Origin of the sequence: Actinoplanes sp. GCM10030250, from assembly GCF_042666575.1 — a bacterium.
GTDB lineage: Bacteria > Actinomycetota > Actinomycetes > Mycobacteriales > Micromonosporaceae > Actinoplanes.
The window spans coordinates 1-15,914 of record NZ_JBHTDO010000001.1; the positions used below are offsets into that span (position 1 = coordinate 1).

At 69.9% G+C, this 15,914-nt stretch carries 19 protein-coding genes and 1 pseudogene; 13 read left to right on the top strand and 7 right to left on the bottom strand.

Going from position 1 to position 15,914, the window contains the following annotated elements; genetic code table 11:
* Nucleotides 1–311 precede the first annotated feature (311 nt).
* The 11 genes and pseudogenes from rpsP to ACFQV6_RS00055 form a co-directional block, all read left to right on the top strand.
* Nucleotides 312–758 (top strand): annotated as a pseudogene (gene rpsP, locus ACFQV6_RS00005) (30S ribosomal protein S16); the annotation flags it as partial.
* 157 nt (nucleotides 759–915) lie between these two features.
* Nucleotides 916–1,173, top strand: a complete 258-nt coding sequence (locus ACFQV6_RS00010) for an RNA-binding protein (protein ID WP_014447131.1) — start codon at nucleotides 916–918, stop codon at nucleotides 1,171–1,173.
* 6 nt (nucleotides 1,174–1,179) lie between these two features.
* Nucleotides 1,180–1,746 (top strand): ribosome maturation factor RimM, encoded by a 567-nt coding sequence (rimM, locus tag ACFQV6_RS00015; RefSeq protein ID WP_378025740.1) that lies wholly within the window; start codon nucleotides 1,180–1,182, stop codon nucleotides 1,744–1,746.
* Nucleotides 1,746–2,510, top strand: coding sequence for a tRNA (guanosine(37)-N1)-methyltransferase TrmD (trmD, locus tag ACFQV6_RS00020; RefSeq protein WP_378025173.1), 765 nt, complete (start codon nucleotides 1,746–1,748; stop codon nucleotides 2,508–2,510). Before rimM ends, trmD begins: the two co-directional genes overlap by 1 nt.
* Nucleotides 2,511–2,631: 121 nt before the next feature.
* The gene (gene rplS / locus ACFQV6_RS00025) at nucleotides 2,632–2,988 is read left to right on the top strand and encodes a 50S ribosomal protein L19 (protein WP_378025174.1); all 357 of its coding nucleotides are present in this window, start codon (nucleotides 2,632–2,634) and stop codon (nucleotides 2,986–2,988) included.
* 183 nt (nucleotides 2,989–3,171) lie between these two features.
* The gene (lepB, locus tag ACFQV6_RS00030) at nucleotides 3,172–4,047 is read left to right on the top strand and encodes a signal peptidase I (protein ID WP_378025175.1); all 876 of its coding nucleotides are present in this window, start codon (nucleotides 3,172–3,174) and stop codon (nucleotides 4,045–4,047) included.
* Nucleotides 4,044–4,706: a signal peptidase I gene (lepB, locus tag ACFQV6_RS00035; RefSeq protein WP_378025176.1), complete on the top strand. Its 663-nt coding sequence runs from the start codon at nucleotides 4,044–4,046 to the stop codon at nucleotides 4,704–4,706. Before lepB (ACFQV6_RS00030) ends, lepB (ACFQV6_RS00035) begins: the two co-directional genes overlap by 4 nt.
* A gap of 42 nt (nucleotides 4,707–4,748) precedes the next feature.
* Entirely contained in the window at nucleotides 4,749–5,198 is a 450-nt protein-coding gene (locus ACFQV6_RS00040) for an NUDIX hydrolase (RefSeq protein WP_378025177.1), read from the top strand.
* Entirely contained in the window at nucleotides 5,199–6,155 is a 957-nt protein-coding gene (locus ACFQV6_RS00045; RefSeq protein ID WP_378025178.1) for a ribonuclease HII, read from the top strand. It abuts the gene before it with no gap.
* Nucleotides 6,152–6,475 carry a DUF2469 domain-containing protein gene (locus tag ACFQV6_RS00050; protein ID WP_067505225.1) on the top strand — a complete coding sequence of 108 codons (324 nt, stop codon included), beginning with the start codon at nucleotides 6,152–6,154 and terminating at the stop codon, nucleotides 6,473–6,475. The genes ACFQV6_RS00045 and ACFQV6_RS00050 overlap by 4 nt, the downstream gene beginning before the upstream one ends.
* A gap of 225 nt (nucleotides 6,476–6,700) precedes the next feature.
* Nucleotides 6,701–7,093 carry a M23 family metallopeptidase gene (locus ACFQV6_RS00055; RefSeq protein ID WP_378025179.1) on the top strand — a complete coding sequence of 131 codons (393 nt, stop codon included), beginning with the start codon at nucleotides 6,701–6,703 and terminating at the stop codon, nucleotides 7,091–7,093.
* Here ACFQV6_RS00055 and ACFQV6_RS00060 read toward each other — a convergent pair.
* Together ACFQV6_RS00060 and ACFQV6_RS00065 are read right to left on the bottom strand one after the other, a co-directional pair.
* Nucleotides 7,058–8,248, bottom strand: a complete 1,191-nt coding sequence (locus ACFQV6_RS00060) for an aminotransferase class V-fold PLP-dependent enzyme (protein WP_378025180.1) — start codon at nucleotides 8,246–8,248, stop codon at nucleotides 7,058–7,060. The genes ACFQV6_RS00055 and ACFQV6_RS00060 overlap by 36 nt on opposite strands.
* Nucleotides 8,249–8,266: 18 nt before the next feature.
* On the bottom strand, nucleotides 8,267–9,307 hold the full coding sequence (locus ACFQV6_RS00065; protein ID WP_378025181.1) for a tyrosine recombinase XerC: 1,041 nt from the start codon (nucleotides 9,305–9,307) through the stop codon (nucleotides 8,267–8,269).
* A 93-nt stretch (nucleotides 9,308–9,400) separates the two neighbouring features.
* Here ACFQV6_RS00065 and ACFQV6_RS00070 point away from each other — a divergent pair, with 93 nt between their 5' ends.
* Nucleotides 9,401–9,877 (top strand): pyridoxamine 5'-phosphate oxidase family protein, encoded by a 477-nt coding sequence (locus tag ACFQV6_RS00070; RefSeq protein WP_378025182.1) that lies wholly within the window; start codon nucleotides 9,401–9,403, stop codon nucleotides 9,875–9,877.
* A gap of 59 nt (nucleotides 9,878–9,936) precedes the next feature.
* Here ACFQV6_RS00070 and ACFQV6_RS00075 read toward each other — a convergent pair whose 3' ends face one another.
* A complete protein-coding gene (locus ACFQV6_RS00075; RefSeq protein WP_378025183.1) occupies nucleotides 9,937–10,341 on the bottom strand; it encodes a winged helix-turn-helix domain-containing protein in 405 nt (134 codons plus the stop codon).
* A gap of 221 nt (nucleotides 10,342–10,562) precedes the next feature.
* Complete coding sequence (locus ACFQV6_RS00080) at nucleotides 10,563–10,820, bottom strand: hypothetical protein (protein WP_378025184.1); 258 nt, start codon at nucleotides 10,818–10,820, stop codon at nucleotides 10,563–10,565.
* Between the two features lie 707 nt (nucleotides 10,821–11,527).
* On the opposite strand from ACFQV6_RS00080, the gene ACFQV6_RS00085 reads away from it, so the two are divergent.
* Nucleotides 11,528–11,713 (top strand): AlpA family phage regulatory protein, encoded by a 186-nt coding sequence (locus tag ACFQV6_RS00085; protein ID WP_052164533.1) that lies wholly within the window; start codon nucleotides 11,528–11,530, stop codon nucleotides 11,711–11,713.
* A gap of 478 nt (nucleotides 11,714–12,191) precedes the next feature.
* Here ACFQV6_RS00085 and ACFQV6_RS00090 read toward each other — a convergent pair whose 3' ends face one another.
* The 3 genes from ACFQV6_RS00090 to ACFQV6_RS00100 all read right to left on the bottom strand — a co-directional run bounded on the left by ACFQV6_RS00090 (nucleotide 12,192) and on the right by ACFQV6_RS00100 (nucleotide 15,814).
* On the bottom strand, nucleotides 12,192–13,592 hold the full coding sequence (locus tag ACFQV6_RS00090; RefSeq protein WP_378025185.1) for a DNA-processing protein DprA: 1,401 nt from the start codon (nucleotides 13,590–13,592) through the stop codon (nucleotides 12,192–12,194).
* Between the two features lie 318 nt (nucleotides 13,593–13,910).
* Nucleotides 13,911–15,455: a YifB family Mg chelatase-like AAA ATPase gene (locus ACFQV6_RS00095; RefSeq protein ID WP_378025186.1), complete on the bottom strand. Its 1,545-nt coding sequence runs from the start codon at nucleotides 15,453–15,455 to the stop codon at nucleotides 13,911–13,913.
* Nucleotides 15,455–15,814, bottom strand: a complete 360-nt coding sequence (locus ACFQV6_RS00100; protein WP_378025187.1) for a YraN family protein — start codon at nucleotides 15,812–15,814, stop codon at nucleotides 15,455–15,457. The genes ACFQV6_RS00095 and ACFQV6_RS00100 overlap by 1 nt, the downstream gene beginning before the upstream one ends.
* Nucleotides 15,815–15,914 lie beyond the last annotated feature (100 nt).

Genomic DNA, 15,914 nt, shown 5'->3' on the forward strand with positions numbered 1-15,914 from the left:
ACGGTGGGCGGTGACCCGACGGCCCAGATGCCACCCGACCCTACGGGCCGGGCAACAACAAGGCTCCACCAATGAGCGACGGTCAGCACCATGCAACCAGCTACGACATCAAGCTCTTGATCTTGAACTTGATCTTCCAGGGTCGGATTGGGATGCGGCTCCCTCATCTGGCAGAATGGTTTGTTGGTATCCGGCTTACGACGAGGCGCCCTCTAACCCCTCGTCACAGCTAGTCCACGAGTTACCGGGCACGCATCCCCACGCGGGCTCCGCACGACTCACCCACGCTGTCATTTTTGGAGTTAATCACCGTGGCCGTAAAGATCCGGCTTCTGCGGATGGGCAAGATCCGCAACCCGCAGTACCGCATCGTCGTCGCTGACTCGCGCACCAAGCGTGATGGCCGCGCCATCGAGTACATCGGCATCTACCAGCCGAAGGAACACCCCTCGGTGATCGAGGTGAAGTCCGAGCGTGTGCAGTACTGGTTGAGCGTCGGCGCGCAGCCGAGCGAGCCCGTGCAGCGGATCCTCGAGAAGACCGGCGACTGGCAGAAGTTCAAGGGCCTCCCGGCCCCGCCGCCGCTGCTGGTCAAGGAGAGCAAGCAGAACAAGAACGAGCTGTACGAGGCCGAGGCCAAGGCTGCCGCCGGTCTCGCCGACACCAAGCCGGCCACCACGGCGAAGTCGGGCAAGAAGTCCGCCGCGTCGTCGGAGAAGGCCTCTTCCGAGAAGGCTGCTTCTTCCGAGAAGGCCGCTTCGGAGAAGGCTCCCGAGAAGGCTGCCGCCGAGAAGGCTCCCGAGAAGGTCGCTGCTGCTCCGGAGGCCGCTGAGGCCAAGCCGGCGCAGACGAAGGTCGCCGACCGGGCCGAGCCGAACCGTGAGGCTGTTGCCGAGACGGCAGGGGACCCGGCCGGTGCCGGCGCCGACGCGAGCTGACGGGGCGCTCCGGCCTGCGCTGGAGCACCTCGTCAAGGGCATCGTCGACAACCCGGACGACGTCCGGGTGCGGCTGGTCGACTCGCGCCGCGGCAAGCGGCTCGAGGTCCGCGTGCACCCGGAGGACCTGGGAACGGTCATCGGGCGCGGCGGGCGGACGGCCAAGGCCCTGCGTCAGGTGATCGGCTCGATCGGCGGCCGTGGCATCCGCGTCGACATCGTCGACGCCTACTGACCGATGCTGCTAGTCGTCGGCCAGATCGGTAAACCGCACGGCATCCGGGGCGAGGTCTCGGTTGTCGTGCGGACCGACGAGCCCGAGGAACGCTTCACGCCCGGGTCGGTGTTCGTCACGGAGGTCCCCCGGGACCGCCGGGTGAGCGCCGGCCCGGCGGCTGCGCCCGAGCCCGGTGTTCGTTACGAAGTTCCGAGACAACTGGTCCTCGAGTCGATCCGCTGGCATCAGGGCCGCGGCATCGCCGTCTTCGAGGGCATCGGCGACCGCAACGTCGCCGAGGAGCTGCGGGGTGTCTACCTCCAGGTGGACAGCGCCGGCCTGGCGCCGCCGGAGGATCCCGAGGAGTTCCACGACCACCAGCTGGTCGGTCTCCGCGTGGAGTCCGCCGAGGGCTCCTCCTACGGCACCGTGCAGCGGATCGATCACGCGCCATCGTCGGATCTGATCGTGCTCGCGAAGACCGGCGGCGGTACCGCGCTGATCCCGTTCGTCCGCGCGATCGTCCCGACCGTGGACGTCACCGGCGGCCGGATCGTGGTGGACCTGCCCGAAGGTCTGTTGGACCTGTAGTGCGCGTCGACATCGTCACCATTTTTCCGGATTATTTCGGGCCGCTCGATCTGTCCCTGGTCGGCAAGGCCCGGACCACCGGTGTGCTTGATGTCGGCGTGCACGATTTGCGCACCTGGACATCCGACGTGCATCGGACGGTCGACGACAGCCCCTATGGCGGCGGTCCCGGCATGGTGATGCGCCCGGAGCCGTGGGGTGCGGCGCTGGACGCCGTCGCGGGCCCGGGCGCCACGCTCGTCGTGCCCTCGCCTGTGGGCAGGCCGTTCACCCAGGCCGACGCCGCCGAGTTCGCCACGCTCGATCATCTGGTCTTCGCCTGCGGGCGCTACGAGGGCATCGACCAGCGAGTGATCGACGACGCCGCGGACCGGATGCCGGTCCGCGAGGTCTCGCTCGGCGACTACGTGCTCTTCGGCGGCGAGGTCGCGGTCATCGTGATCCTCGAGGCCGTCACCCGGCTGCTGCCCGGTGTGCTCGGCAACGCCGACTCGCTGACCGAGGAGTCGCACGCGGCGGGTCTGCTGGAGGCCCCGGTCTACACCAAGCCGGCCACGTGGCGTGACCGTGCCGTCCCCGAGGTGCTGCGCTCCGGCGATCACGGGCGGATCGCCCGCTGGCGGCGCGAGCAGAGCCTGTTCCGGACCGCCTCCCGCCGTCCGGACATGTACGCCGCGTACCCGCCGGAGAATCTGGACAAGAAGGACCGGAAGGCGCTGGCCGAGGCCGGATTGGAACTCCCGCCTCCGCGTGTGGCAGAGTAGTGAGGTTGCCGTCTCTCCTCCGCGCCGCGGAGGGGGACGAGGGCTCTCGGATCATCAGGGCCAGAATCACCCATTCGCGCGCCGAACTCCCGGTGCGCTCTAGTACTACGAGGATGCAGCGATGAACACGCTGGACGCTCTCGACGCTCAGTCGCAGCGCACCGACCTTCCGGACTTCCGGGCGGGTGACACGGTCAAGGTGCACGCGCGGGTCGTCGAAGGTAACCGTTCCCGTGTCCAGGTCTTCCAGGGCGTCGTGATCGCCCGCCAGGGCGCCGGCCTCCGGGAGACCTTCAAGGTCCGGAAGATCAGCTTCGGCGTCGGCGTCGAGCGGAGCTACCCGCTCAACAGCCCGTCGATCGACCGGATCGAGGTCGTCACCCGCGGTGACGTGCGTCGCGCCAAGCTCTACTACCTGCGTGAGCTCCGCGGCAAGAAGGCCAAGATCAAGGAGCTTCGCGAGAAGCAGTCCGTCTGATAAAAACTGGTGCGGCGGAAACAGGCGCGGGCCAACTAGGCTGGCGTCTGTGCCGGACGGTTCCAGGTGAACCATTTCAGTCCTACCGCTCGTAATTTCCCGTAGCCGGGGAACTCGGGCGGTAGTGCTGTATCCGGGGGCGGTTCGGCCGGCGGACGGCGGGAGATGCGAAGCGTGGAACCGATGGAAGGCTATGGGCCGGCCCGACGGCGGCGGTCCGTCATCCGGCGCAAGGAGATGCCGCTCTGGCAGGAGCTTCCGCTGCTGCTTGTAGTCGCCTTCTGCCTGGCGGTGCTGATCCGGACGTTCCTGGTCCAGGCGTTCTACATCCCCTCCGGGTCGATGCAGAAGACGCTGGAGATCCAGGACCGGGTGCTGGTCAACAAGGTCGTCTACGACATGCGCGACCCGCTGCGCGGCGAGATCGTGGTCTTCCGGGGCACCGAGGACTGGGCTCCCGAGGTCACCGAGGCGGTCAGCAACACGTTCGTGGCCAAGCTCGGCCGGACGGTCGGCGACCTGGTCGGCGTCAGCCGCCCCGGCGAGCGGGACTTCATCAAACGGGTGATCGGCCTTCCGGGTGACAAGGTCGCCTGCTGCGACGACCAGGGCCGGATCACCGTCAACGGTGTCGGCATCGACGAGCCGTACATCGCCGAGGGCTTCAACTCGGACCTGAACCAGCCTCCGATCGCCGGCCAGTGCACGAGCCGCCGGTTCAACGAGGTCACGGTGCCCGAGGGGCAGATGTTCGTGATGGGTGACCACCGTTCGGTCTCCCAGGACGCCCGCTGCCAGGGGCCGGTGCCGATCGAGAACATCATCGGCCGGGCATTCGTGATCGTCTGGCCCAGCGACCGGTTCACCGGCCTGGACGTGCCGGACGTGTGGAAACAGTTCGCCCAGAACCAGCCCACCGCGGCACACGCGGGGCCGGTTCCGCAGCCCAAGGCCGACCCGGTGGGCGCAACCGGTGTCCTGCCCCTTCTGCTCACAGTGGTTTTATCCGCGCGTTCCGGCATGTCGTTCGTGACTCGACGACGTAGGCTCCGAGCGTGATTGACGAGCAGACCGAAAAGCGCCGGGGGTCGTTCTGGCGCGAGCTTCCGATCCTGCTGGGTGTGGCGATCCTTGTTGCCGTCCTGGTGCGTGCGTTCGTTCTCCAGACCTTCTACATCCCCTCCCCGTCGATGGAGCACACGCTCAACGTGTGGGACCGGGTGCTGGTCAACAAGCTCGTCTACGACTTCCGCGACCCGCGACGCGGCGAGATCGTGGTCTTCAAGGCACCCACCGAGTGGCAGTCCGGCGCCGACGGTGAGGACTTCATCAAACGGGTGATCGGCACCCCCGGCGACACCGTGATGTGCTGCGACGAGCAGCAGCGTCTGAAGATCAACGGTCAGTCGCTCGACGAGCCGTACATCTACACCGACGCCGACGGCACCCGTAACCAGGTGGCCGACCAGGAGTTCAGCGTCACGGTGCCGGCCGGCCGCCTCTGGGTGATGGGTGACCACCGGGAGGCCTCCGGCGACTCCCTCGAGCACTACGAGCAGAGCACCGCCACCGACGAGGCCGGCAAGATCGGCGACGCGACGGTTCCGGTCGACTCGGTCGTCGGGCGGGCGTTCACCATCTTCTGGCCGGCGAGCCGGGCCACCTGGCTCTCCGTGCCGGACGGCTACGACGCGATTCCGGACGCCTCGGGTAAGTAGCCGGGTCGCCGGGTCCTCCACTAGCGCAATAGGCTTGGTCTCGTGACCGTGATTGACCGCCGCGCCGGCCGCGTGCTCCTCGTCGACCTCGCGGGCCGGGTGTTGCTGCTGCACGGGGGTGATCCGGCCCGTCCCGGGCTGCGATGGTGGTTCACCGCCGGCGGCGGCCTGGACGACGGCGAGACCGTGATCGAGGCCGCGGCCCGCGAGCTGTTCGAGGAGACCGGGCTGCGCGTGGCACCGGAGGACCTGGGCGAGCCGGTCTGGAGTGAGGTCGCCGAGTTCGACTACGACAACCGTCACTACCGGCAGAGCCAGGATTTCTTCCTGCTGCGGGTGGCCGACTGGCAGGTCGACACGGCGGGGATGGATGCCGAGGAGCAGCTGACGATCACCGAGCACCGGTGGTGGTCGGCCGCCGAGATCGAGGCGAGCAGCGAGATGATCTTCCCAGCCGACCTGGCCGGCCTGCTCCGGCGGGTGACCGGCTAGATGCTGGCCCCACCTCGCACCGTGGTCCGTCGTGAAGCCGGGCTCTACGCGCTGGAGCAGGCGCTCCAGCGCCGCGGCTTTCGCTATGTGGCCGGCGCCGACGAGGCCGGCCGAGGCGCCTGCGCGGGCCCCCTGGTGGCCGCCGCGGCGATCCTGCCGGAGGGCAAGCGCGGTGAGGTCCCCGGGCTGGCCGACTCCAAACTGCTGACGCCCGCTGCCCGCGAGCGCGTCTACGACGAGGTCGTCGCCCGGGCGCTGGCCTGGTCCGTGATGATCATTCCGCCGACCGAGGTCGACGCCCGCGGCCTGCACGTCTGCAACCTCGCGGCGATGCGCCGGGCGCTGGCGTCGCTCACCGTCCGCCCGGAGTACGTTTTGACCGACGGCTTCCCGGTGGATGGGCTGGGAGTTCCGGGCCTGGCGGTGTGGAAGGGCGATCGGGTCGCGGCCTGCGTGGCGGCGGCGAGCGTCCTGGCCAAAGTCACCAGGGACCGGCTCATGGTGGAGCTGGACACGAAGTTTCCGCACTACGGCTTCGCGGTGCACAAGGGTTACATCACCGACGAGCACAGTGCGGCGTTGACCCGGCACGGGCCGTGCGCCGAGCACCGGTTTTCGTATGTGAACGTTGCGGCGGCCTCCGGGCGCGGCAATCGGCCGCCGCGGGCACGCCGTCCGGCGGATCCGGCGGCGTTCGTGGCGCCGTCGCTGTTCGACACCGTCGTTCCGCCTGTTGCGGCATTGCCGTCGGTTGGTGCGGTGCCGTCTGTTGGTGCGGTGCCGTCTGTTCCGGTGTCGGGCGGTGCTGCCGATTCGTCGCCGGATGGTGGTTCCGTTACGGTGCCGCTGCTGATTCCGGGGGCGGCTGAGGGTACCGTCGGCGTGGCGTCGGGCGAGCAGCCTCAGCCGTCGCCGTCGGTGGGGGAAGATGAGGCCATGGAGGGCGAGACACGATGAGCGCTGAGGATCTCGAGAAGTACGAGACCGAGATGGAGCTCCAGCTCTACCGGGAGTACCGCGACATCGTCCGCCAGTTCTCCTACGTGGTGGAGACGGAGCGCCGGTTCTACCTGGCGAATCAGGTCGACCTGCACGTGCGTAACTCCGACGGCGAGGTCTACTTCGAGGTCGAGATGCACGACGCCTGGGTCTGGGACATGTACAGGCCGGCCCGCTTCGTGAAGAACGTGCGGGTCATGACGTTCAAGGACGTGAACGTCGAGGAGCTCGAGAAGCCGGACATCTCACTGCCGGACGAGCCGGGCTTCGGCGGCTAGTTCTCCACAATTCGCGGCTGTCCACAGGGCCGGTCGCGGCGGGGGAGCGGAGCGGGCAGGGTGGCTCGCATGGTTTCCGCTGTCCCGATGTTCCTCGTCCCGCTCCTTCTGGCGCCGGTCTCTCCTCCTTTGCCCGTCTTTCCTGCCTCTTTCGCGGCGCCGGTCTTGCCTGCTTCTTATGCCGCGCCGGCGCGTTTTGGCTGGCCGGTGGAGTCGCCTCGGGTGGTGCGCCGGTTCGAGCCGCCCCCTGAGCCGTGGCTGGCCGGCCACCGCGGTGTCGACCTGGCGGTGAGCCCCGGCGCCGAGGTTCGCGCCGCCGGTGCCGGCACCGTTGTCTACTCGCGGGTCCTCGCCGGCCGTGGTGTCGTCAGCGTGGCCCACCCCGGCGGGCTGCGCACCACCTATGAGCCGGTGATCGCCACGGTCGCGGTGGGTGATCCAGTGACGGCCGGTGAGCGGCTCGGGACCCTCGACGCCGGTCATCCCGGCTGCCCGCAGGCCGCCTGCCTGCACTGGGGCCTCCGGCGAGGCGCCGCCTACTTCGATCCGCTCCTGCTCCTGGGCCTGGGCCGGGTCCGCCTCCTACCGGTTCTGGAGTTCGCTCAGCAGCGCCGGTAGGTGGTCGGCCAGGTGGTGATATTCCTCCGGCCGGTTGTAGACCTGCCCGCTCAACCGCAGCCAGCCCCGTCCGCCCCACGCGTTCACCGCCGTCTCGACGGCGAGCTTGTCCGCGATGTGCAGCCGCAGCGCCTGCGCCTCCGGCGCGGTCGTCGCCAGGCCGGGCGGCAGCGGCACGACACGCATCGCAACACCGGGTCCGCCGGGGTCGGGCAGGTCGGCGGGCGCGAGGCCGAGGGCCTCACCGACAACCCGTTGACCGTACGAGGCAAGCGCCGCATTGTGTTCCCGGACAGCTTCGAGCCCGAGCGTGCGCAGCGCGTAGATGCCCGCCGGCGCCGCGAGCCACGTGGTGTAGTCGATCGTGCCCTGGAACTCGACCGACAGCGGGAAACCCTGATCCTGCTCCCAGGAGACCACCAGCGGGTCGATCCGCCGCCGCCACTCCGGTGCCACGTGCAGCAGCGCGGTGCCGCGGGGTGCCCAGCCCCACTTGTGCAGGTTGCCGACCCAGAAATCGGCGCCGATGGCGCTCACGTCCACCGGCAGCATCCCCGGCACGTGTGCGCCGTCCACCATCACCGGGATGTCGTGCGCCTGCGCGGCGGCGACGATCTCCCGGACCGGGAAGAGCATCGCGGTCGCCGACGCCAGCTGGTCGACCACGAGCAGTTTCGTCCGGCCGGGACGCAGCGCGGCGCGGATCCGGGACACCACCTCGGCGGGCGGGGCGCCGATCGGCACGGCCACCGTGCGCGCGCTCGCCCCGGTGCGGCGGCACTGCCGGCGGACAGCCATCGCGACAGCGCCGTACGCGTGGTCGGTGAGCAGGACCTCGTCCGTGGAGCCCGGTCGCACCGACTGCAGGACCAGGGACACCGCGGCGGTGGTGTTCGGCACGAGCGCGCTGCCCTCCGGATCGGCGCCCAGGAACATCGCCAGATGCCGTCGGGTGTGGACGATCCGGTCCATCAGCCCGGTGCCGAAGAACCGCAGCGGGTTCGCCTCCACCTCGTCACGCAGCCGCTGCTGGGCGCGCTGCACCCCGATCGGCAGAGCGCCGAACGAACCGTGGTTGAGATAGGACACCGCCGGGTCCAGCGTGAACAGCAGCCGGGCGCCGGAGATGGATCGGGGCGGTCCGTCGGCGCTCATGCTGTGGATCGTACGACGTCAGGCCCGCGGGTGTGCCTGTTTGAAAGCCGCTCGCAGGCGGTCGGTCGACACATGGGTGTAGATCTGGGTGCTCGACAGCGAGCTGTGACCGAGCAGCTCCTGCACCGCCCGCAGGTCGGCCCCGCCGTCCAGCAGGTGGGTGGCGGCCGAGTGCCGCAGGTCGTGCGGGCTGGTGTGCGGCAGGCCCGCGGCCTGGGCGGCGCGGGCCACGATCCGGCGGACCACTGTCGGCTGGAGGCGGCCGCCTTTCGCGCCGAGGAAGAGGGCGTCACGGCTCGCCCGGGCGATCAGCAGGGGGCGTCCGAGGCGCAGCCACTCGTCGAGGGCTCGGCGGGCCGGGTTGCCGTAGGGGACGGCTCGCTCCTTGGCGCCCTTGCCGAAGACGCGGACGACCTGGCGGGCGTGGTCGACGTCGGCGCGGTTGAGGTGGCAGAGTTCGCTCACGCGTATGCCGGTGGCGTACAGGAACTCCAGGACGGCTCGGTCCCGGATCGCTGTGGCGTCGCCCTCGGCTGCCGTCTCGTCGTCCTTGCTTGCCGTTTCGTCTTCTTTGCTGGCCGCCTGGTCGTCCTCGCCTGGTGTTTTGTCGTTTTTTACCGCCTTGCTGGGGTGGTCCGCGGGTGGTGGCCGGGTCGCGGTCATCAGGTCGGCGGCCTGGTCGGCGCGCAGGACCGTGGGCAGGGTGCGGTGGGCGCGCGGGCTCGCGAGCTGGGCGCCCGGATCGCCGGGCGCGCGGCCAGTGTGATGGGCCCAGCCGGTGAACGCGCGGACCGCTGCCGCACGACGTGCCTGAGACGTACGGGCGGCGCCGCCACTCATCCGCGAAGCCAGCCACCCTCGCAGGATCGTGATGTCCAGATCCGCCACCCTGGTACGCCCCTCCCGCGCGGCGAAGTCCAGCAGCGAGACCACATCCCCGAGGTAGGCCCGCACGGTGTGCTCCGACCGCCCGTCCACAACCGCCAGATGATGGCCGAAGTCGTCCACCGCCTCGCGCAGTGCCGGCGGCAGGTCCTGGTGCATTTCGCGGATCCGCATCGCCCTCGACCGTCCTCCGCTGGAGATCATCGCGTCAAGCCTCCTCGCCGATCGGCGGCGAACCTGTCGTACCCCCGGCCTAGCCTCGTCGGCATGGCAAGTTGGGAAGAAATCGAGATCGAGTCACTCAAGTTCGGAGCACCCGAGTTCGCGGCCAGGGTCCGGGCCCTGTTCGAGGCGGGCACCAACAAGACGATCGCCACGCTGCGCCGGGACGGCTCCCCGCGGATCAGCGCGTGCGAGGCGCAGTTCGAGGACGGTGAGATCACCTTCGGCATGATGCCAGGCTCGCTGAAACTGCGAGACCTGCGCCGCGACCCTCGCCTGGCGATGCACTGCCCCACCCTGGAGCCGCCGAAGGAAAACCCGGAGTCCGGCCCCGGCGACGCCAAGCTGGCCGGCCTGGCCGTCGAGGTCCCGCCGCCTCCGGACACCCCTCATGTGGGCGCGGGTTTCTTCCGGATCGACATCACCGAGGTGACCCTGACCTACGTCGGTGTGCCGGCCGACCACCTGGTCATCGAGTCGTGGCACGCCGGCCGTGGCTACCAACGCCGAACCCGAGCCTGACCTCCGTCGGTGTGCCGGCCCACGCTGGTCATCGAGTTTCGGCACGCCGGCCGTGGTGGTCAGGGGCGGCTGAGTTGGACACGATCGGCGGGGTGGACGGTCTCGGTGCCGTCTGCCGCGATGACGACCAGCATCGGGACGCCGTCGCTGAGCCGGTATTTCCGGCGCTCCGCGTCGGTGGGCATGCGTGCGCCGACCCGCTCACCCCGGGCCAGTGCCACCACCTCGACCGGCTCCGGCACCCGGACGAACGTGCCGCGTGGCCGGTCCACAGTGACCAGCCCCTCGCTGCGCAGCTGCCCGATCGCCTGCCGAACCGTGGTGCGGCTGATGTCGTAATCCTCCGCCAGGCGCAACTCACTCGGCAGCGGATCACCCGGCCCCAGCTCACCGGTTTCGATCTGCCGCCGCAGCAGGTCTGCCAACTGGCGGAAGACCGCACGGTCCGCGGAATGATCGATCATGGCGCCATTTTACGTGACCACGTTCTTACGTGAACACATAGCTACACGCTCACGTAACTACACGCCCACATAATGTTGTACCTACAGGCCATCATTACTAGAATAACCAGTGTCGCACTGAGAAGGCCGAGCTTGATCGGGCGGCAGGGCGGGCGGCGGTCTTCGCCGAGGTCGGCAGTGATGCCGCACCGAGGTCGTGACCGCCGCCCGTTTCTCACCCTTCAGGGCTCCGCCGGCCCTCGTCGTGCCCAGGACAGAAACCGCTCGTGGAGGTTCGGCGGCGGCTGTCCCTGCGCGGTCAGATCATCAAGCGCGTCATACATCTGCGCCGAGAGATAGATCTTCAGCAGCGACGGAAACGCCCGATACTCCTCCAGCAGACTGACCTTGGCACTCTCACAGGGCCACGCCTCCCCGCAGACCCGGCAGTTCCACTGCGGACGGTCGTGCACATGCTCCCGCTCACTGATCGTTGTCATATCTGCTCCCGCTCACGTCTACTCGCTCGGCCTGCGCGGCGGTCAGTGGCCATGGCTGCGGCGGCGGCGTGGTTTCGGGGGCACCCGGCCCGCGCGATGCTCCTGGGCCGGCGTGAGTCGACCGACGCAACCGATGTTCGGCTCGTGGCGCGGGGAGCGTGACGGGATGTTCGCCCGGCGGCCTGCGGGCGGCGACCCACTGTCGGGAGGCAGCCTGTCGTTGGGAGGCGGTCGGTTGCCGGGAGGCGGCCTGTCGTTCAGGGGCGGCTTGTTGTTGGGCGGCTTGTTGTTGGGCGGCCTGTGGTCTGGCCGCGGCCCGTTGTCGGGTGGTGGCCCGTTGTCGGGTGGTGGCCCGCTGTTGGGCGGCGGCCCGTCGTCGGGCTGGGCGTTGCGGGAACGGTACAAACCGCGCCGGGAAGTTGAGTTGCGGCGGGGATCGGGGCTGACGGCCGGCGGGAAGGGTGGTGACGGTGCCGGCAGGCGCAGGTCGATGCACGGAGCGGGCAGGCCGCAGATGCATCGGCGCCACAGGGTTCGCCAATCGCGCCGGTGCCTGGGCGAATGCGGCACGGGAGGGATTGTCGGGCGACTTCTAGGCATGGGACCACACTAGGTGACTGGCGACTACCTGTCGCCTATCAAGTTGATTATCGACTAATAGTCCCGCGCCTACGGTCGATCATGTGGGAGTGAAGCCGATCCGACTCATGGGCGCGCACGAGATCCGCATCCGCTTGGGCGGTGTGAGCCGGCAGCGGGCCTACCAGATCACGAGCCGAGCCGACTTTCCGAAGCCGGTTGCCGACCTGGCGCAGGGCAAGGTCTGGCTGACCGAGGATGTCGAGGCGTGGATGAAGGTTCACCGCCGTGATCTGGACGAGTCCGAGGACTGACGCACGCGCCCGCGCCGCCCCGGCGGCGTGGCTGCGATGACCGGCCGCGGGTGCCGGCCGCCACCTGAACTGTGGCGACCGGACACCCGACGGGCCGGCCACTGTCATGCCAATCGGCAGCGCGACCGAGCGCGGTGATCAGCTGCGGCTCCGGTGCGACCAGGGAGTTTGCGCCCGCGTCCCGGAGCGCCTCGTGATCTCCGGCGGGTTCCACCGATGTGTTTCGGGGGCCTCCGGCTCTCGCGACGACGCCGCCGTGCCGGTCATCCGCTTCCGTCCGCGCCGTACGCCTCGAGCGCGTCGAGCTCGAAGAATCGCGAGGCGCGGGACGTCGCGGAGTGCGGATGATTGCTGCGGTTGGCGAGCGCTGCGGGACTCCCGGGCGCTGCGGGGCGCGGCGCTGACGGCGACTCGACGGCGCTATGGACGGCGCGAACCGGCCGCTCCCGAGGACGTCGGTCGAGCCCGGCCGGTGGCCCTAGTCGTCCACATCGGATTCACCGGATCGTCGGCGGCCCGGAGCGAGCGTCACCCCGTTCTCGCGGACCAGAATCAGGCCCGCGGTCTCCAGAAACGACACCCTCTGGAGGACCGTTCGGAGGGACAGTCCAGCCGAAGCGGCTAATTCCTCCGGGGTAGCGGCTCGCCGGTAGGGCAGTGCCTCCAGGATGAGCGCCGACTCCTCGTCCAGCGAGTCACGGATGTCCTCCGGCCCCCGCGGTGGATCAACGAGGTACTCGCCGATGCGACCGACCTCCTCGAGGACGTCGTCGGCCGAGGTGACCACACGGGCGTACGGATTGCCCCGAAGGATCTCGTGGCAACCGACCGACATGGCCGAGGTGATCGGCCCGGGTACGACGAGCGCCGGCCGGGACAGGGCGAGCACCCTGCTCATCGTCTGTGTCGCCCCGCTGCGTGCGGCGGCCTCGACCACGACGGTTCCGGCGGTGGCCGCCGCGATGACCCGATTGCGGATCAGGAAGCGGTGCCGGAGCGGTTCTGCGCCGATCGGCCACTCGCTGATCAGCAGGCCCTGGTCGACGATCTGCTCGAACAGGCCGGAGTTGCCCGACGGATAGGGCCGATCGACGCCGCACGCGAGAACCGCCACCGTCCGGCCGTTCGCGGCGAGCGCACCGCGATGTGCGGCGGCGTCGATGCCGAACGCCCCACCGGATAGCACTGTCCAATCCCTACCGGCCAGGCCGTACGCCATTTCGGTCGCCACGTGCGTCCCGTAACTGGTCGCGGCCCGGGCTCCGACGATCGCCACCGAGCGTTCCAGGGCTTCGTCGAGCTGCCCCTCGCCGCGGACCCAGAAGCAGAGCGGCGGACGGGTGTCCTGATTGATCCGGCCGCCGGTGTCCAGCTCCAGCCGGGCGAGGTCGCTGAGCCGCGCGGGCCACTCGGCGTCCGAGGGAACGACCACCCGGGCGGCGAGCCGTTCCGCCTGGCGCAGAGCGATCTCCGCAATCCGGTGTGCGTCACCGACCACGGCCCGAGCTGTCACCGCGGCCCGTAGCCGGCTGTCCGGGAAGTCGCCGGCGACCAGCCGGTCCAGCGTGGCGGGAGCGCCGTCCTGTTGGACCATCGCCCAGACCGTGCGGTTGCCCGGTTCGGTCAGCCAGGTGAGCGCCACGCGTGCCGCCCGATCCTCGTCCCCGCCGACGTCCCGGTTGCCGTCCGTCCGGCGGGCGGGGCCGTGATGTTCGACCTGCTGAGGCTCGCTGGTCATATCGACCGCCGGGAGACAGTTGGTCCACCACGCCGTGACACCGCTGGTCCACCACGCCGTGACACCGCTGGTCCACCGCGCCGTGACACCGCTGGTCCACCGCGCCGTGACGTTGAGCCGGGCAGAGGGGGACGAGGCCATATGCCGCAGCCGAGGCGAAGCTCATCACCCTCCGTATCCGTGGAGGGCGGATCAACGAGTGGGGAAGGCTTCCGCTTGAACGGCGCAGGGAGGCGAAGAGCGAAGCGGCGGTCCGGGGCGGGCTGACTCAGGGCGGATCGGCTCAGCGCGGGCCGGCCGAGGGAGGAGCGGCTCGCTCGGATGCGATGCGAGGCTCGCCGGCCGGGCTGCGGCTCGGGTGCGGAAAGTGCGGTCCGGACGTTCATTCGGTTCTCCTTCAAAGAGTCGTTGCAGATGACGGATGTGTCGTTGCTGGTGACGGGTGGAGCGCCACACGGGTCAGGTTCGGGACTTGGCCGGGAGTTGGAGCAGGTCGCCCATCCGGAGCTGGTACGCCTCACCCACGTCCTCGGCACCCGGCCGATCACGCCCGTCCAGGTCGCAGATCGTCCACGCCAAACGCAAGATCCGGTCCACACCTCGCGCCGACAGGCTGCCCCGGTCCAGCGCCGTGTGGAGGACCCCGGTATCCCGGACGGGCAAGCGCCACGGTGGCCGCCGCAGCCGCGGCCCGGGTACGTCGGCGTTGACCCGCCAGCCGTCCGCCACCCACCGCTCCGCTGCCGCGGCCCGGGCCCTGGCCACCCGGACCGCGATCACGGACGACCCTTCAGCCGGCGACGAGTCGCTCATCAACTGGACCGCGGTGAGTGGCAGAAAGTTGATCTTCATGTCGATCCGGTCGAGCAGCGGCCCGGACAGCTTGCCGAGGTAGCGCCGGCGGGCCACGGGCGAGCAGGTGCAGAGCTGGTCGCCGGCGGGGGAGGCGCACGGGCACGGATTGGCGGCGATGACCAGTTGAGCCCGAGCCGGATACTCCGTGGTTCCCCGCGCCCGGGACAGCAGGACCCGGCCGCTCTCCAGCGGCTGCCGCAGCGCCTGGAGGGTGGACCTGCTGATCTCGGGCGCCTCGTCGAGGAACAACACCCCTCGGTGCGCCAGGGACAGAGCGCCCGGCCGGCCCAGACCGGTGCCCCCGCCCACCAGGGCCGCGAGGCTCGCGCTGTGGTGAGGGGCCTGGAACGGCGGGCGGCGGATAAGCCGCCCGTCGGGCGGGAGGACTCCGGCGATCGACTGCAGGGCCGTCACTTCCAAAGCGGCATCGTCGTCCAGTTCCGGCAGAATCGACGGCAGGCGTTCTGCGAGCATCGTCTTGCCCGCCCCGGGCGGGCCGAGGAGAGCCACGTGATGTCCGCCCGCGGCCGCGATCTCCAGCGCGTACCGGGCTGTCGGCTGGCCGGCCACATCGGCGAGGTCAGGGCCGGAGTACGGCGGAACCGGCGGTGCCGGGCGCGGGTCGAGCAGCGTGTCGTAGCCCCGTACGAAGTCGACCAGGCGGCGCAGCGAGTCGACCGCGCGCACCGTGACGCCGGGCACGACCGTCGCCTCCCGCGCGTTGTCCAGCGGCACGATCACCCGGGTGATCCCGGCTTGAGCGGCCGCGGCGACCATGGGCAGGACCCCGCGTATCGGCCGGACCGCGCCGTCCAGGCCGAGCTCACCGAGAAGCGCCACACCGTCCAGCGGCGTCACCGGCAGCTCGCCCGCGCCGGCGAGTAACGCGGCGGCGATGGCGAGGTCGTAGCCGCTGCCGTGCTTCGGTAACGCGGCGGGGAGGAGGTTCACGGTGATGCGGCGGTTCGGCCACTCCTGACCGGAGTTGACCATGGCGGCCCGGACCCGGTCGCGTGCCTCGTTCAGCGCCGTGTCCGGCAGCCCGGTGAGCACCACGGCCGGCAGCCCGCTGGAGAGATCGGCCTCCACCTCGACCAGATGACCGGCGACCCCGATCAGGCCGACGCACAGCACTCGCGCGTAACTCATCAGAACGCAGCCCTGATGTGTACGACGATCGCGGCACCCCGGCGCTGGGGAAGCACTTCCACGACGTCGAAGCGGATCTGCCCTCCGCGTACCCCTGAATCGGTCAGGTATCGGAAGGCCAGGAGCCGCAGCTTGCGGATCTTGCGATGGTCGACCGCGGCGGCCGGCGGGCCGAAGGCCGTGCCGCGCCGCGTCTTCACCTCGCAGAAGACCACGTCGTCGCCGTCGCGCAGGATGAGGTCGATCTCGCCGTCCGAGCACCGCCAGTTGCGATGCAGTACGACGAGACCGAGCTTTTCCAGGTGCCGGGCGGCGAGCCGTTCGCCGTAGGCGCCGACCGCCTGTCGCTCAGTCGTCATGGGCCGGGACCGTGGCACAGAAGCGGTGCCCCCGGCGGGCGGCCTGTGGGTTGACCGGCAATGTGGATTACCGCCCGGGTCCCATCCCCGTGTGATAAGG

Bases quoted from the DNA above. Each gene is read 5' to 3' on its own strand.
- ACFQV6_RS00050 (WP_067505225.1), top strand. From the start codon at position 6,152: ATGAGCGCTGAGGATCTCGAGAAGTACGAGACCGAGATGGAGCTCCAG.
- ACFQV6_RS00090 (WP_378025185.1), bottom strand. From the start codon at position 13,592: ATGGCCTCGTCCCCCTCTGCCCGGCTCAACGTCACGGCGCGGTGGACC.
- ACFQV6_RS00060 (WP_378025180.1), bottom strand. From the start codon at position 8,248: ATGAGCGCCGACGGACCGCCCCGATCCATCTCCGGCGCCCGGCTGCTG.
- ACFQV6_RS00075 (WP_378025183.1), bottom strand. From the start codon at position 10,341: ATGATCGATCATTCCGCGGACCGTGCGGTCTTCCGCCAGTTGGCAGAC.
- ACFQV6_RS00085 (WP_052164533.1), top strand. From the start codon at position 11,528: ATGGGCGCGCACGAGATCCGCATCCGCTTGGGCGGTGTGAGCCGGCAG.
- lepB (WP_378025175.1), top strand. From the start codon at position 3,172: ATGGAAGGCTATGGGCCGGCCCGACGGCGGCGGTCCGTCATCCGGCGC.
- ACFQV6_RS00100 (WP_378025187.1), bottom strand. From the start codon at position 15,814: ATGACGACTGAGCGACAGGCGGTCGGCGCCTACGGCGAACGGCTCGCC.
- ACFQV6_RS00080 (WP_378025184.1), bottom strand. From the start codon at position 10,820: ATGACAACGATCAGTGAGCGGGAGCATGTGCACGACCGTCCGCAGTGG.
- ACFQV6_RS00095 (WP_378025186.1), bottom strand. From the start codon at position 15,455: ATGAGTTACGCGCGAGTGCTGTGCGTCGGCCTGATCGGGGTCGCCGGT.
- rplS (WP_378025174.1), top strand. From the start codon at position 2,632: ATGAACACGCTGGACGCTCTCGACGCTCAGTCGCAGCGCACCGACCTT.
- ACFQV6_RS00065 (WP_378025181.1), bottom strand. From the start codon at position 9,307: ATGCGGATCCGCGAAATGCACCAGGACCTGCCGCCGGCACTGCGCGAG.
- ACFQV6_RS00070 (WP_378025182.1), top strand. From the start codon at position 9,401: ATGGCAAGTTGGGAAGAAATCGAGATCGAGTCACTCAAGTTCGGAGCA.
- ACFQV6_RS00045 (WP_378025178.1), top strand. From the start codon at position 5,199: ATGCTGGCCCCACCTCGCACCGTGGTCCGTCGTGAAGCCGGGCTCTAC.